Annotated in this window: 4 protein-coding genes; all 4 read right to left on the bottom strand. The window is 36.8% G+C overall.

From position 1 onward, the window contains the following. Window positions 1-7: 7 nt before the first annotated feature. The 4 genes from FZD51_RS03550 to FZD51_RS03535 are packed head-to-tail and all read right to left on the bottom strand — an operon-like array spanning window position 8 to window position 14,712. The gene (locus tag FZD51_RS03550; protein ID WP_148973508.1) at window positions 8-3,127 is read right to left on the bottom strand and encodes an amino acid adenylation domain-containing protein; all 3,120 of its coding nucleotides are present in this window, start codon (window positions 3,125-3,127) and stop codon (window positions 8-10) included. Beyond that, complete coding sequence (locus tag FZD51_RS03545) at window positions 3,124-4,161, bottom strand: TauD/TfdA family dioxygenase (protein ID WP_148973507.1); 1,038 nt, start codon at window positions 4,159-4,161, stop codon at window positions 3,124-3,126. Before FZD51_RS03545 ends, FZD51_RS03550 begins: the two co-directional genes overlap by 4 nt. A 22-nt stretch (window positions 4,162-4,183) precedes the next feature. Further along, the gene (locus tag FZD51_RS03540; protein WP_148973506.1) at window positions 4,184-10,159 is read right to left on the bottom strand and encodes a non-ribosomal peptide synthetase; all 5,976 of its coding nucleotides are present in this window, start codon (window positions 10,157-10,159) and stop codon (window positions 4,184-4,186) included. 14 nt (window positions 10,160-10,173) lie between these two features. Further along, window positions 10,174-14,712: a non-ribosomal peptide synthetase gene (locus FZD51_RS03535; protein ID WP_187445615.1), complete on the bottom strand. Its 4,539-nt coding sequence runs from the start codon at window positions 14,710-14,712 to the stop codon at window positions 10,174-10,176. Window positions 14,713-14,793: the final 81 nt, after the last annotated feature.

The following is a 14,793-nucleotide window of genomic DNA, read 5'->3' as shown; positions in this document are numbered from 1 at the left end:
CCTCCTTTCAATTCTTTTCTTCCTCTTCTATAGCCATTAGTTTAGCTTTAAGATAAGCTGCAGAAACAGCTCTTATATATGCGGCTTCATTAGGGTACATATTATTAATGCCTATAGATAGCTTTTCAACAGTCTCTGTTTCAAAAAGTATACTAACAGGTATTTCGAGTTCGTATATTTTGCGAAGACGGGAAATGATTTGAGTAGCGTTCAGTGAATGTCCGCCTAGTTCAAAGAAATTATCATTTATTCCTACCTGATTTCTTTTTAAAACGCTTTCCCATATTCCAGATATAACCTTCTCTATTTCAGTTCGGGGTGCAGCATATCTTGCGTTTTCAGCTTTTTCATAAAAAGCCTGCAGTAATTTTCTGTCGGTTTTTCCGTTACTATTCAGTGGCATTTCACTTAATAGAATTATCTTTGAAGGCACCATATAGATTGGAAGCCACTTACGTAAAAATTCTCGTATCTCTCCTTCCCCTACACCCCCAGTATAGAAAGCAAGAAGGGTTTTATCTTCGATAATATGAGGTATAACAACAGCCTCCTTTACGCCAGGATGACTAAGTAAAACTTCTTCCACTTCGTTCAGTTCGATACGTTTACCATTGATCTTTATCTGTTCGTCGTTTCTTCTGATGTATTCAAGTTCTCCATTCGCCATCAGGCGGACTGTATCCCCAGTTTTATAAAGTCTTTGTCCTGATTCGAATGGATCTGGCACAAATTGTTCTGCTGTTAGCCTTTTATTTTTAAAATACTCACGGGCAAGTCCCGCGCCTCCAACATATAATTCACCTGATTCACCAATTGCCGTTCTTTCCATATTTTGATTAAGGACAAGAACTTTTGTATTTTTTACAGGCTTACCGATTGGCACGAACAGTTCATTTTTAATATAAGAATATGTCGCATTAGAAGTTGTTTCTGTAGGTCCGTACAGATTAATAACTTTTAAATTCGGGAATGATTCCCAGGTGGCTTTCAGCAGCGCATTGCTTATTTTTTCTCCCCCAACCATCAGGTGCGTTAGCCGCTTTCTTAGTGTGTCTGCAATTTGATCGTTCTTTTGTAATTCCTCAATTAGTGTATTCCAAAGAGACGGCACTATATTTAAAGTATTTAAATCATAATCTATAAACTTAGAAAGAAAACTTGTTGGTTCTAATACCTCTTCTTCTGAATAAAGGGTCACACATTTACCTCTCATCAGCGGATAAAACATTTGTTTTAAAAATGCATCAAATCCTAACTCTGATATAAAAGGCATTTTTAAATCTTCACCAAAAAATTCCTCGTCAATCCACAACAGATAATTCAGCAAGCTATCGTGCTGCACAGCAACGCCTTTCGGCACACCAGTTGAACCAGACGTGAAAAGAATATAGGCAAGTTGCCCTGGCAGAACGGGAGACATCAAAGGAGTATCATCATCCTGCTGAATATTAAAATTTTCTTCCTCTGTATTAAGCACTTTGACATCCTCGTCTGAAAATCCAGCTTGATTGGTAATTACTAATTTTGCGCCGCTATTTTTAATAGCATATTTTATACGATTGATAGGCCACTTTACATCAATTGGAACAAAGCATCCCCCAGCTTTTAGAATAGCTAAGATACTAATAACTGCATCGGCAGATCTTGGCAGACATACAGCAACTCTATCTTCCAAATCTATAAATTGCTTAATATTCTGAGCTAGGCGGTTTGATTTACTAAATAGTTCCTTATAAGTCAGTGTCTTCGAGTTATCTATTAAGGCTGGCTCATTAGAGTAATGTCTGGCACTTTCCTCAAGAATTTGAAGGATCGTGCCTTTATTCTTTTTAGAGTTTTCAAAGTAAGATGAATTTAAGCAATCCTGAATCTGCCTTTCATCGTCTCGGGTAAAGATTGGCAGATGTTCAAGTTTTTCCTCTGGAGCACTAACACAAACATCGAGGAATTGGACAAATTGTTTGATTAATTTGTTGACATCTTCCTGGCTATAGCAGAACCCGTTATACTGAAGGATCAAATTAAAACTTGTATCATCAGGCATTAATGTCAGAAGGAGTTTGTGATTTTCGGAATGAGACTGCCAATCAATGAGGGATACATTAAATATATCTGACCAGCTTTCCATTTCTGCATATCGGACTTGATATGGAACCATCTGCTTGGGGGTATCCAGAAACTTTAATGGATTCACATATTCAGCTTTATCAATGTAATTATCTACCTGTTTTTTCCATTCTTCTGCATACTCAATATAAGTAAATCCTGAATAATCAATTTGTAAAGGTAGAACCTTTTCAAACTGTCCTATACTTTGCTTAAGCTCCTCGTACTCTCTTCCATCAGATATAATTCCAATCGGCAAGTTGGAACAAGATAATCTTGATAGAAGTACCTTCCAACTTGAAAGGATTAAGGAAGAAGGCTTCAAATTGTATCTTTTACCAAGATATTTGATACGGGATGCTAGAGTCTCTTCTAATCTTTGTCTGATTTGTTCCGAGTACACCCTATTAGATTGCTCATTTCGCTTTTCGTATGGAAGGACAGATTGGATGGGCGGCATTTCAATTTTAAATTCTTCGTCTTGGAATAGTTCATTTTGCCATTCACTATAGTCTATGTACTGGATGCTCTCATGACTTGCAGTATACTTGTCATCCTCATAGAGCCTGAAAGCCTGCTGTATAATCGAAGCTAGAGAACGAATGTCTATAAAGATACTCAATCCATAGGCAGCCAGTTCATAAACTTCTTGCTGGATATTTTTAATTTCGAAGTGGACGGTTGGTCCATTTTTAGACTTTAATTTGTCTATTGCGGTGTGCTCAGATAAATCATCTGAGAGTGAACCGCCATTCAACGAAGAAGGACTAGAGAAACTAAATAAGCCTTGTTCTTTTATTACTTGAAGAGGATACTCTCTTGCCTCCATCTCTTGTAAACAAGTTCTGAGAGCTTCATGTTCCTCTATACATTTTGTCAAGCTTTCAGCAAATTTTGGAATAGATATACTTCCTTCTATCCGTATAGATAAATGATTTATTAAAGTATCTTCATTAAATTCTTGTAATTTCCAGATTCTTTTTTGATGATTCGACAATGAATAGCCTTCAATTGTTTTCACGAATATTCACCTCCTGTTTTCCAATTGGCAGATTCAGTCATGCCGACCAGAATTCTTCGCTCTCCTGTATACGGAGAGCGCCCATGTGCTGTGAGCATGTTATCAAGCATCAATATATCGCCTTCCCTCCAAGGGAACATTCTTGTCTCCTCTTCGTAAACCTGACGAATGTGATCCAGCACTTCAGGCTCAATCTCAGTTCCGTCACCATAAAATGAATTTTTCGGCACATCCTGCATTGTGAATTGTCTCAGTAATTCTTCCCTGACCTCACTATTAAGAGTGGAAATATTGAAAGCAGTGACTTGATTAAACCAGAGTGGTTCTCCAGTAACTGGGTGATCCGCTATAGCAGGGCGAATTTGTTCTAATCTTAGATGATCTTCTGATTTCCAGATGCATTTAATTTCATTCTGACTGCAGACTTTTTCAACTACCTCTTTATCATTCGTCTGAAAAACGTCTTGCCATTTCATGCCTAATGAAAGGCCTAAATTTCTGACATACATGACCTGTTTCTCAATAAAATTATTTTTAATTTCCTTATCAATTCTTTGGTAAATCTTTCGGCTATCAGCAATTGGCGTCTCTCCACCTTTAGAAGAGGCAATGTTACAATAGAAAAATATTTTCATAGGCCATTCGTGACTATATGCCATTTCATTGTGAAGTTCTATCCACTGGTCTGCAGCAAAATCTGTTGATGTATAAATTTGATTTTTCACAGGGCTTCTGGGAGTCGCATGGTCTTTATATTCAAGCAGTTCTCCTGCTACCTCTCGAACAAAAGCATGAAAATCTTTTGTGTCTTCTACCTTAAATCCTCTAAAAAGTATCCCTCCATGCTTAAGCAGTAAATTATTCAGTTCCTCCCTATTATTTTTTGCCCATTTAAGAAGCTCTACTTCTACTGAAGCAGGTGTGATTTTCAATGGCAGAAGATTACCCTCTTGCAAAAGGCTGTTTATAACCAGCGGTTGATCTACCTGTACGGATTGTCTCGGTTTTCGCTCCATCTTAAGCGTTTTAGCCATATTCATGTACCTCCTGATTAATTTAGAGTGTTACCGGCTTTCTTCTCCTATTGTTTAAATTGCTTCTGTTTGTTTCTTTTTTTTGGTGGGAGGCAGTCTCTGTCAAATCATCTGCAAACCTGCTGAATGAAGCCATCAGTTTATCCAATTTACAGTCTGGATTAGCAGCTATATCTACCAGGATTTTTTCAAGTAATTTTAAATATAAATTAATATCCTCTTCGTTATATTGTGAACAGCTGTAATTAATATCAAGAGAGATTCTTTCTCCTGGAACAATGGACAATGTTAAAGGGAAATTTGTTTGTTCAGTAATCTCCACATTTTGTATAGAAACTCCCTCGAGCAGTTGTGCCTCTCCTTCCGAGGAAAGCACATTAGGAAAATTTGCAAAGATTAGACAAGTATCAAACAGAGGTTCTTTCTGTTTGTATCCTATTGCCTCTTTTACATTGATAAACGGAGTATGTTCAAATTGATTTATTGTCCTTTGGGTATTATGCATTTCTATTAGAAAGTCACTTACAGACTTTTCCCTTTCAATCCTGATCCCAACAGGTAAAGTATTGATGAACATCCCAACCATTCCCTCAATCCCCTCTATCGGAGCTGAGCGACCGGACAATACGGATCCAAATATTACTTGGTCTTTTCTCCCGAGCGTACCCAGCAACAAAGCCCAGCCAGACTGAATCACTGAATTAAGGGTGGTTTTTTTATTGGCAGCTAAAGCTTTCAGGTTTTTGGAGATTATATTAGAGACCTGAAATTTCATTTCTTTATTCATATTTTCCTCTGATGTTCTGCTGCCATTCAGCATAGCCCTATTCTCGTAATCATTTAATTTCTCAAGCCAGAATTCCCTGCCGCTTGAAAAGTCTTGTTTACTTTGCCAGTAAGAAAAATCACCAAAAGATAGAGTAGAAATCTTGTTCAGTTCTTTTCCGGTATTAAAGGCATTATAAGAATCTGATAGCTGATTTATCACCATTGGCATTGACCACCCATCAAGAAGTAAGTGATGGTAGGTCCATATAAAATAATGCAGGTTATTGTCAAGAAGGATTAGTTTCAGTTTTATCATAGGGTCCTTTCCAGGACTAAACCCTTCTAATCTTTCCTTGTCTCTTAACAGCCTTAATTCTTCCTCTATATTTACAGCAGCCCTTCCAGTCCAATCCATGAACTCAACTTTGACTTTGCTAATCGGGTTAATTACATGGATTGGCCTTTGAAACCCTTCCCAAAGAAAGTCTGCTCTAAGAATACTGTTGGATTCCAAAACGTGATTCCACGCTTTCGAAAACCCCTCTGCTGATAAATCACCGTATATTCGGAACGCCATTTGTTCCACATAGACCCCTGAACCAGGGTGCAAAAGCGTGTGGAAAAGCATGCCCTCTTGTACTGGCGATAAGGGATAAATATCTTCCAGATCAGTAGAATAATCTGTAACAAGATCCCACTCTTCTTCGCTCAGGTTAACTTTAGGAAAAGCTTTTGGCTTTACTAATGAATTTTCAAACTGCTTGGCTAAGGATATTATTCTCTTCACATTTGAAACGAAATCTGAGATGAGCAAATCAATCGTTTGATCTGTATGAATACGGTTACTGTATAACCAGTCCAAATACAGTTTCCCTTCAATCACCGCTCCTTCAATATCAATTAAGTACGCTCTTTTAGACTCTGGATCCCTAATGGTATCAACATTGTTAGCTGTTATTTCAAAAATTCCGTTTCCATGTGAATTCATGAATTGGCCTAAATAATTAAAACTAACCTCAGCGGTTTCTTCTTGCAGTGTTCTGCCCGAAAAGTACTTTAATAGTCCATATCCAATTCCGTTATTCGGGATATCACGAATTTGAATAAGGGTATCAGTTAAAAGCTGCAGCAAAGATTTGCTTTTATCTGTTTGAAAATAGAAAGGATATAATGAAGTAAACCAGCCCACAGTACGGTTTAGGTGTATACCTTTGATTAGTTCCTCCCGTCCATGCCCCTCCAGGTCAATTTTGACATTTTCATTTCCTGTCCAATTTCTTAAAGTAACGATTAAACTTGTTATAAGGGTTTCTTGTATCTTGGCACCTAAGTGATTATTTACTCCAGTTAAGAGATATTCTGTTTCCTGTTCGGTAAAAATAAATGTCTTTTTACTCTTGGTTTGCTCAGTATTTTGTTCATCACTTACTGTTTCAAAATCTCTAGGTATACACATACTTGCCTCTGCTGCTTTTTTCCAATAAGGATATTCACCTAGGAGCTTTTCGCTTTTTGCAAAACGCTTAAGAAAATGTCCCCAATCCTTGAAAGAAAAGTTCTCCGTTTGTAATTTTACTTGTTCGTTATTTAAGATTTGCAAGTAGGCAGTTTGTAAATCTTCTAATATTATTCTCCAGGAGACCCCATCCATAATAAGATGATGAATCGTTAGGAATACCTCGAATTTGTTTTCTCCCTTATTTCTGAAGTAAAGAATCCTCATGAGAGGCCCCTTGCTGATATCTAGTGTAGATTGGGCTTCTATTATTTTTGTACCTTTTATATCGCTTTTATCATTTCCCTGTAAGTCAATTACTTCAAAATTATAGGACGGGCCATCATCCGAAAATTGCATCCAGTTCTCACTGTTAAAAATATATCTTGCCTGAAAGACAGGGTGTGTTCTCACTACGTGCTCTAACGCTTGTTTAAATTCAATAACTGAGAGGTCTTCTTTGGAACTGATAAGAATCGACTGATTCCAATGATGCGGATTAGAAAGGTTCTTTTCAAAAAACCAATTCATTACAGGTGTGAATGGCTGATTATCTGATTCGTCTATATTAGACAGAAATAAATCGAGATCTTCATTTCTTTCTTTTTCAAGAAGATTATAGGATATTTCTTCTATTGTTTGATGCTCAAAAATATCCTTTGTAGTGAGATGAATGTTATCTTCCTGACTTTGTGAAGTTATTTGGAGGGCTAAAATTGAATCCCCTCCAAGTTCAAAAAAGTTATCCTGAATACCTAAATAATCAATCCCTAAAACTCTCTTCCAGATTAAAACCATCTTTTCCTGAAGAGTATTTTTAGGAATAGTACTAGTGGCAGTACTTTTATCTTCAGGCTGTTTTGGTAATGGAAGAGCCTGAAGATCAACTTTTCCATTGGTGAGTATAGGCAATTTATCGAGGATAACGATTGATTTAGGAATCATATACTCAGGTAGTGACTTTGAAAGTATGCTTTTAACTTGCTGCTGCTTCATAGAATTCTCTGAACTTATATATGCAATAAGAGTTTTTCTTTCCAAAATATTTTCGGCTTTAACTACTGCCTGACTTACTCCCGCTATGGAGAGCAGTGCTCTTTCGATTTCTTCAAGTTCGACTCTATAACCTCGTATTTTTAGTTGATCATCATTCCTGCCATGAAAGAGAATATCCCCAGATAGAGATGAAGCGACTATATCCCCTGTACGATACATCCTTGAACCCGGAATAGGGCTGAAAGGGTCTGGTATAAATCGTTCAGCTGTTTGCGCAGGTTTAAGGTGATATCCATTTGCTAATATTGGTCCGCCAATGTACAACTCGCCCGGTTTTCCGATTGGCACTTCACGATCCATACTATCCAAGATATAAGCCCTTCTAGTTGTAAACGGCTTACCTATACTAATAGTTGCTGTATCTGCCAAGTCCTCTGTCACTTTATAGAACGTACAAGTTGTCACGATTTCTGTTGGACCATAGAAGTTATAAAGCTCTGTTTTACCTCTATGGACTATATTCCACTTTTCAACATGGATCTTAGAAAGTTTGTCTCCTCCGACAGCAAGCATTCTCATAGACGGCATAAAGATGGTTTTAGCAGTAAGTTCAAAGTACTGTACTACTTCATTCCAATAAGGTGTTGGGAGGTTCCCGATGGTAATGCCGTACTCATTGACTTTGTCTACCAATTCTTGAGCATCCCATAAATGCTCACCTCGAATAAAGACTTCTCCTCCGCTAAAAAGCGTAGGAAAGATTTGCTCCAGGGACGGATCAAAAGTAATTGTTCCAAATTGAAGAACCTTATCTGCTTCATTAATTTCAAATGTACTTTTGAAAGCCTGATAATGAAGAGATGCCGCTTTATGTGTTACTGTCACACCTTTGGGCTCCCCTGTGGATCCTGAGGTATACATTAAATAAGCAGCTTGATTATCTCTAACTTTCGGATTTTCTATCCCTTCAGTTCCTTCTGCATGGCTTGAGACAGAAATACAGGGGACCCCATCATAGAAAGGGATCGTATTTCTTCTGCCAGTAATTATAAAGGCTGCATCACTATCTCTTAAAATATAGTTGATTCGTTCTTTCGGCATTTGTTCATCAACGGGAACATAAACTCCTCCCGCCTTTAAGATACCTAGAACTGCAATGATAAGATCAGAAGATTTTTCCATCATTACCGCAATATGCTGTCCAACGGAAAATCCTTTGGATTGTATATACGCTGCTAATCGATTCGAATGATAACTCAATTCTTTATATGTATAGTTATCAAGTTCACTATTCACTGCAATTCTATCTCCGTATTTTATTGCCTGTTCTTCAAATTGTTCGTGTAATGTCATTGCTTGTATGAGTTCATAGGATTCAAAGCTATCAGATAAGTCCCATTTAGATATTTCTATATCTGTATCAGCTCTTAATTGCAAGCTATCAATCGGACGATTAATATTATCAATCATCTGCTTTGTCAATAGAGCAACACTGCTTAGTATTTCATCTGCTTCTTCTTCCCCTATAGCATCAGTAGAAAAATGCAGACGCAGAAGCAACTTTCCTTCGAGAGGGATGATTGCCAGGCTTACTGGAAAGTTAGATTTCTCCTCCACTTGGAATGCTGTGATCGATAAGTTACCGTCTTGAAATAATTTAGGATCAAAGGGATAGTTTTCGAAAACAATTATATTGTCAAATAGTGGCTTATCAGCATTAAGACCACTCGCCTTTTGTACCTCAAACAAAGGAGTATATTCATATTGGAGCAGTTCAGTCTGCTCCTTTTGAACCTGTTGGATAATATCCAGCAGGCTGCTATTTCTTTTCAGTTTAATTCTTAATGGCAATGTGTTAATGAAAGGTCCCACAATTTCATTTGAGTTTGGGACCTCTGGTCTGCGTCCTGACATGACTGTTCCCATTACCACATCTGATTGATTGGTCCTGCTATTGATTAACAAAGCCCATATGCTTTGTAACACAGAAAATAAAGTTACATTATGGGTACGGGCAATTGACTCTAGTTGTTTTCTTTCCTGCTCATCTATAAAGAAATCTTTATAATGATTCTGTATGATGTGTATATTGCTTACTGCCTTTGTTGTTAAATAACTAGGTTCGGTAAACCCTTCATATTTTTGTTTGAAAAAATTCAGAGCTTCTTTTAGATCTTGATTTTTCAACCAGGATATATACTCCCCATATTGTGGGGGGGTTTTGCCACTAACAGGTTTCTTATCCACGAGAGATTGATAATTGTAAAGGACATCTCTGAGAACAATAGGCATAGACCACCCATCCATTAAAAGGTGGTGAAAAGTCCAGATAAATTCTAGACCATCACTCATTTCTATTAATGTAAACTTCATGAGTGGCCCTTTCTCAATATCAATAGGCTGTTTGCGAATATTCCCGGCTGTCAGATCCAGTTGTTCTTTAGCTTCTGCTTTTTGAAGTTTCCAGGATTCTTCGACCCAGGGAACTGAAATCTTTTTGAGAACCACTTGTAGTGGTATGTCTGTCCCTTTCCAATGAAAAGTTGTTCTAAGAGCATCGTGACGTTCAATTGTGCTTTCCCAAGCCTCTTGAAATAATTGTTTATCGAGAGCAGCGGTGAATGTTAATCTAATCTGTTCAATATACAAATCAGATTCAGGTTGATGAACGGTATGAAATAACATTCCTTTTTGTAAAGGAGAACATTCATAGATATTTACAATATTTTTTAAATCCATACAGGTGCTCCTTATTAGTTACTTTGTTTTAAAGAAAGCAAGAATCTATCTAAAGCTCCCTGATCCAAGTTTGCATTTGGAAAATCGCTTGCCACCATGCCGATTTCCTCAGTTTCAGTACAGAATATTATTAATTTTCTAATATTTTCTAATATATCTTCACACATACTAGTCATTCCATTCTCAGAAAAACTCGGGCCATAAATTATCTTCATATATAATTGTTCATTAAGAATATAAGGCTCGAATTCTAACAGATAACTTCTTTTTTCCTCAGGATTCCTAACTGAGTCGCTTAAATAACTGTGGAAGGAAAAATGTTTTGCTCGAAAAAATGCTTGATCAATTTTTCCAAGATAGTTATAGCTAAAGGGACTATTATGCCTATGCGTCTCTTCGTTTTGGTTTAACCATCGAGCGATTGCATGGGTTATTCCTCCATTCGGAACACCCCTGAGTCTATTTTTAATATGTTTCAATAAGTGATTATCAGGATTTACTATATATTCGCTCTCTAGCAAAATAGGACAAACATTGGTAAACCATCCAACAGTCCTAGATAAATCAATATCTGAACTAAATGGTTCTCTTCCATGCCCCTCCAGGTCGATCTTAATGTCTCTAATTCCTTTAATACCTTTTAAGGATAAACAAATGGCTGCAAGAATAACTTCATTAGGCTTTGTTTCAAAGTACTTTGGAACATCCTTCAAAAGGGTGCTGGTACTTTCTTTCTCAAGCTTTGCTACCGCCGATTTTTTGCTCCCTTCACTCCCTTTATTCATGCTATCTAACGCCGTTACATAATGTTCCTTTTCTTGATCGTAAGGTTCTACGTTCTGTTCTATAAGATGATGAAACCAATCTGAGTAGTTAAACTCTTCATCTTGTAAAAAAAATTTTTCTCCAGATATTTTTTGTCCTATAAGATGGTCTAAATCTTGTAATATTATCTGCCAAGAAACCATATCAACTATCAAATGGTGTGCAATAATAATAAGTTCATTTTCTGATTCAGCTTCACAGTCAAAATAGGCAGCAGTAAAAAGCAGGCCATCTTGAATATTTAATGATGCTTGAAGTTCATTAGAAAATCTGCTTATTTCCTTCTCTGAATTAGAAGGATAGTTTACTTCTCTTCGTATTAGCTTGAAGGAGAATCCATTTGATTCCTCAATTTTTTGCATCCAGCTTCCGTTTTTTTGAAAGAATCTCAATCTAAGCGATGGATGAACCTTCAAAAGATATGTAATAGCTTCTTCTAGCCAAACATATGGAATATCTTTTCTAATTCTTAATCGGACTGCTTGATTCCAGTGGTTCTGATATAAAAAATTCTGAGAAAAGAACCATTTTTGTATGGGTGTTAGCTGAAATTCATTGCCATCTGCGACTTTTATAATTTTTCCCTTTTCCTTGACCTTCATTGCCTTGGCAATATTCAGGATTGTTTTCTTATCAAATATGTCTTTTGGCTTTAATACCCAACCTTTTTCCATGAGTTTTGATGATAGTTGTATAGCAAGGATAGAATCTCCACCTATTTCGAAAAAGCTATCATTTAAACTCACTTCTTCCTGCAGTATCTCAGCAAGTACTTTACAGAGCATTTTCTCTTCAGCAGTGACTGGGTGGATAATGTGATGCTTTTTCTTATTTGAATCTAACTTCAATTCTAATAAGTGTTTTGTATTAATCTTTCCATTTGGTGTTAATGGAAGCTCAGGCAATACGATATAACTTGAAGGAACCATATAGTGAGGAAGGCGAGAGATTAATTTCCGCTTAAGTTCATTTACTGAGAAATCATTAGGAGCTGCTATGAAAGCGAATAATCTCGCTGGAAGATTCTTTTCTTTCTTCAGGAGTACGACCGCCTTCTTTACATCTTGTTCTTCTTCAATCGTTGCTTCTATTTCTCCAACTTCAATGCGGAAACCATTTATTTTAACCTGTCCATCCACTCTGCCGTGAAAATGGATACTTCCATCCTCGTTATAGCTTGCAAGGTCACCAGTTTTATATAGTCTTTCCCCATTTCCATATGGACTTGGTATGAACTTTTCTGCTGTTTGTATAGGATGATTGTTATAACCTCTAGTAACTCCCTGCCCACTTATATATATTTCGCCTTCAGTTCCCTGCGGAATTAAATTAAGATGCTTATCAAGTATAAATATATTTGCATGAGGAGAAGGATAGCCGATTGGGACTGATGAATGGTTGAAATTTTCATCAACTTGATAATAACTTGACCACACAGTTCCTTCAGTAGGACCGTATTCATTAAAAAGAAAAAGGTTGGGAAACTTTTCTTTTTGATAGGCATGTAAGCTTTTGGGAAAAGGTTCACCTGCTACAATTGCACATTCAAGGCTGCTTAGTTGCTCTTGTGTAGCTTGACTAAGCAGCATCTGTATAAATGAAGGCACACTTAGCAAATGGGTCACTTTTTCCTTCTCTATTAATCCCAATAAGTGCTGTACATCCAGCTGATTTTTCATGTCAGTAAGAACCACAGATCCACCTATGCTTAAAGTCCAAAAAATTCCTACCATCGAGCTGTCAAAAGAAATAGATGACAGCAGAAGAAACCGGCAGCTCTCTTTCAACGAATAAACATTATTCCTGGATAAAGTAGAATAATATATATTTTCATGCGTCACCATAACTCCCTTGGGTCTGCCTGTAGAACCTGAAGTATATATAATATAAGCGAGCTGTTTAGGATTTATATCACTGATTTGTGTTTGGCCATTAACTAAATCCTTAAAGAAAATATAGTTTGTTTCTGGCAAACTTAAACCCAGAGATCCATCTGTAATGATACTTGTGATACATGCATCATCTAACATATATTCAATTCTTTCTTTAGGATAATTAGGATCAAGAGGTACATAGACAGCACCTGCCTTTAGTATCCCTAATATGCCAGATACAGCCTCTATACTATTTTTAATGGCGAGTCCAATTTTTTCTTCTGGATGGATTCCTCGGTCAATTAAGCTACCTGAAATTCTGCTTGATGTTTCTGACAATTCTCTGAATGTAAGGTTCCTTTCCCCATCAGTTACTGCAACAGCATTCGGGTTTAATCGCGCTTGCTCTTCTATAACACTTATTAAGTTTGGCTTGTCTGTACTATTGAAAAGGAGCTTGGGATTCAGATTATTAATTTGATACTCCATTTCGCTTTCTTTTAACAATGGGAGCTCATCTACACTAGAGTCTGCGCTGCTCGTAATTCCTTTAAGGATTTGAACAAAGTGTGCAGAAAATCGTTTCATTAAATCCAGGTCATATTTAGTCGGATCAAATTGAAGGCGGAAAGAAATGCCCTCCTTGGATTCAATGCCATCAAATTCAATTTCAAATTGGGTGAACATTCTTTTTAAGGGATACACTTCAAATTCAAGTGTTCCAAATTTCCCTTTCTCACCAGGAACTCCAAGGAAAGCGGAACCCAGGTTATTCTTTGTTAAGCTGCTCAAGTTAGGGAAATTAAACATTATATTGGGACCGCCATGAGTTTCAGCCGCTCTATTTTCCTGCATTATTTTTAAAAGGCTGGAGTAGGATATATTCAGGTGTTTTTTACTACTTTCGAATTTTTCGGATAGCTGTTTTACTAAGTCTCTTATGGATAACTCATTGGTGAACATTCCGTCTATAAAGATGGTGTTAGCGTAAAACCCCACTGATTTAATTGTTTTTCTAGTTCTATTAAAGAACGGAGTACCCACCCAAATATGCTTTTGCTGGGAGTATTTATGTAATAAAATTTGGAAGGCTGCTAGAAGGATGTTGTATAAATTGGTGTCGAGTTGCTTTGATGTTTGCTTTAGTGTATGTGTAAGCTCTTTATCAACAGAAAAATATATAGTTTCCCCTTCAAAAGAATGAGGTTTGATATCCTTGGAAGATAGATTTACAGGATGAATCCCGTTCCCTTCCTTGAGTCTCTTCTTCCAATAATGCCGGCTCTCTTTGTTTTCCAGGGATAGCTCCCTTTCCTTAGCTGCGAATTCAAAATACTTATCGTCCAGAACGGGGAAATCAGGGAATTCACCTTTTGAGTATAGGTCATACAAACTCCCTAATTCTTTCATAATTACCATCATGGAGATTCCGTCTATAGCGATATGGTGTATGTTAATTAAAAGAATTCTTTGATTTAGGCAATTTTCAAAGACTCTAACTTTAAGTATACTTTCCTCTAAATTAAAAGGTGTATGAGCTTCTTTACATAGATAGCTGTTGAATTCTTCAAGACCTAAGTGAGAAAGGTTTATTTCCTGAAAATCAAGTGGTTGATTTTCATGGAATAACATCATTGGCTTACCATCTTCTATATGGTACGTAGTTTTAAGTAATGAATATTTATTATGAATCTGCTGGAAGGATAGCTTTATAGAATTAATATTGGCTGTTGCTGGAAGAAGCCATGAAGTAAACATGTTCAAATGATTTTGTTTGGAAGATAAAAAGTGCGAACGCCAAAGATTTTCCTGATGCGGTGCTAAAGAATACTTTTTTACAATAGTTAGTGTCATAGTAACCTCCTCTAACATATAAACCACTCAGCAAGGCTATAAAATTGTATATAATACTCGAAGACATCGAAAAATCACTCG

Source organism: Bacillus infantis, from assembly GCF_008180445.1.
In the GTDB taxonomy this organism is placed as follows: domain Bacteria; phylum Bacillota; class Bacilli; order Bacillales; family Cytobacillaceae; genus Bacillus_AB; species Bacillus_AB infantis_B.
Note: the sequence above shows the minus strand (reverse complement) of the source record. Positions and strands in the feature narration are given on the sequence as shown.

What these genes read in the sequence shown, in the direction of transcription:
- FZD51_RS03545 (WP_148973507.1), bottom strand. Translation starts at nt 4,161, where the DNA reads ATGGCTAAAACGCTTAAGATGGAGCGAAAACCGAGACAATCCGTACAG.
- FZD51_RS03540 (WP_148973506.1), bottom strand. Translation starts at nt 10,159, where the DNA reads ATGGATTTAAAAAATATTGTAAATATCTATGAATGTTCTCCTTTACAA.
- FZD51_RS03535 (WP_187445615.1), bottom strand. Translation starts at nt 14,712, where the DNA reads ATGACACTAACTATTGTAAAAAAGTATTCTTTAGCACCGCATCAGGAA.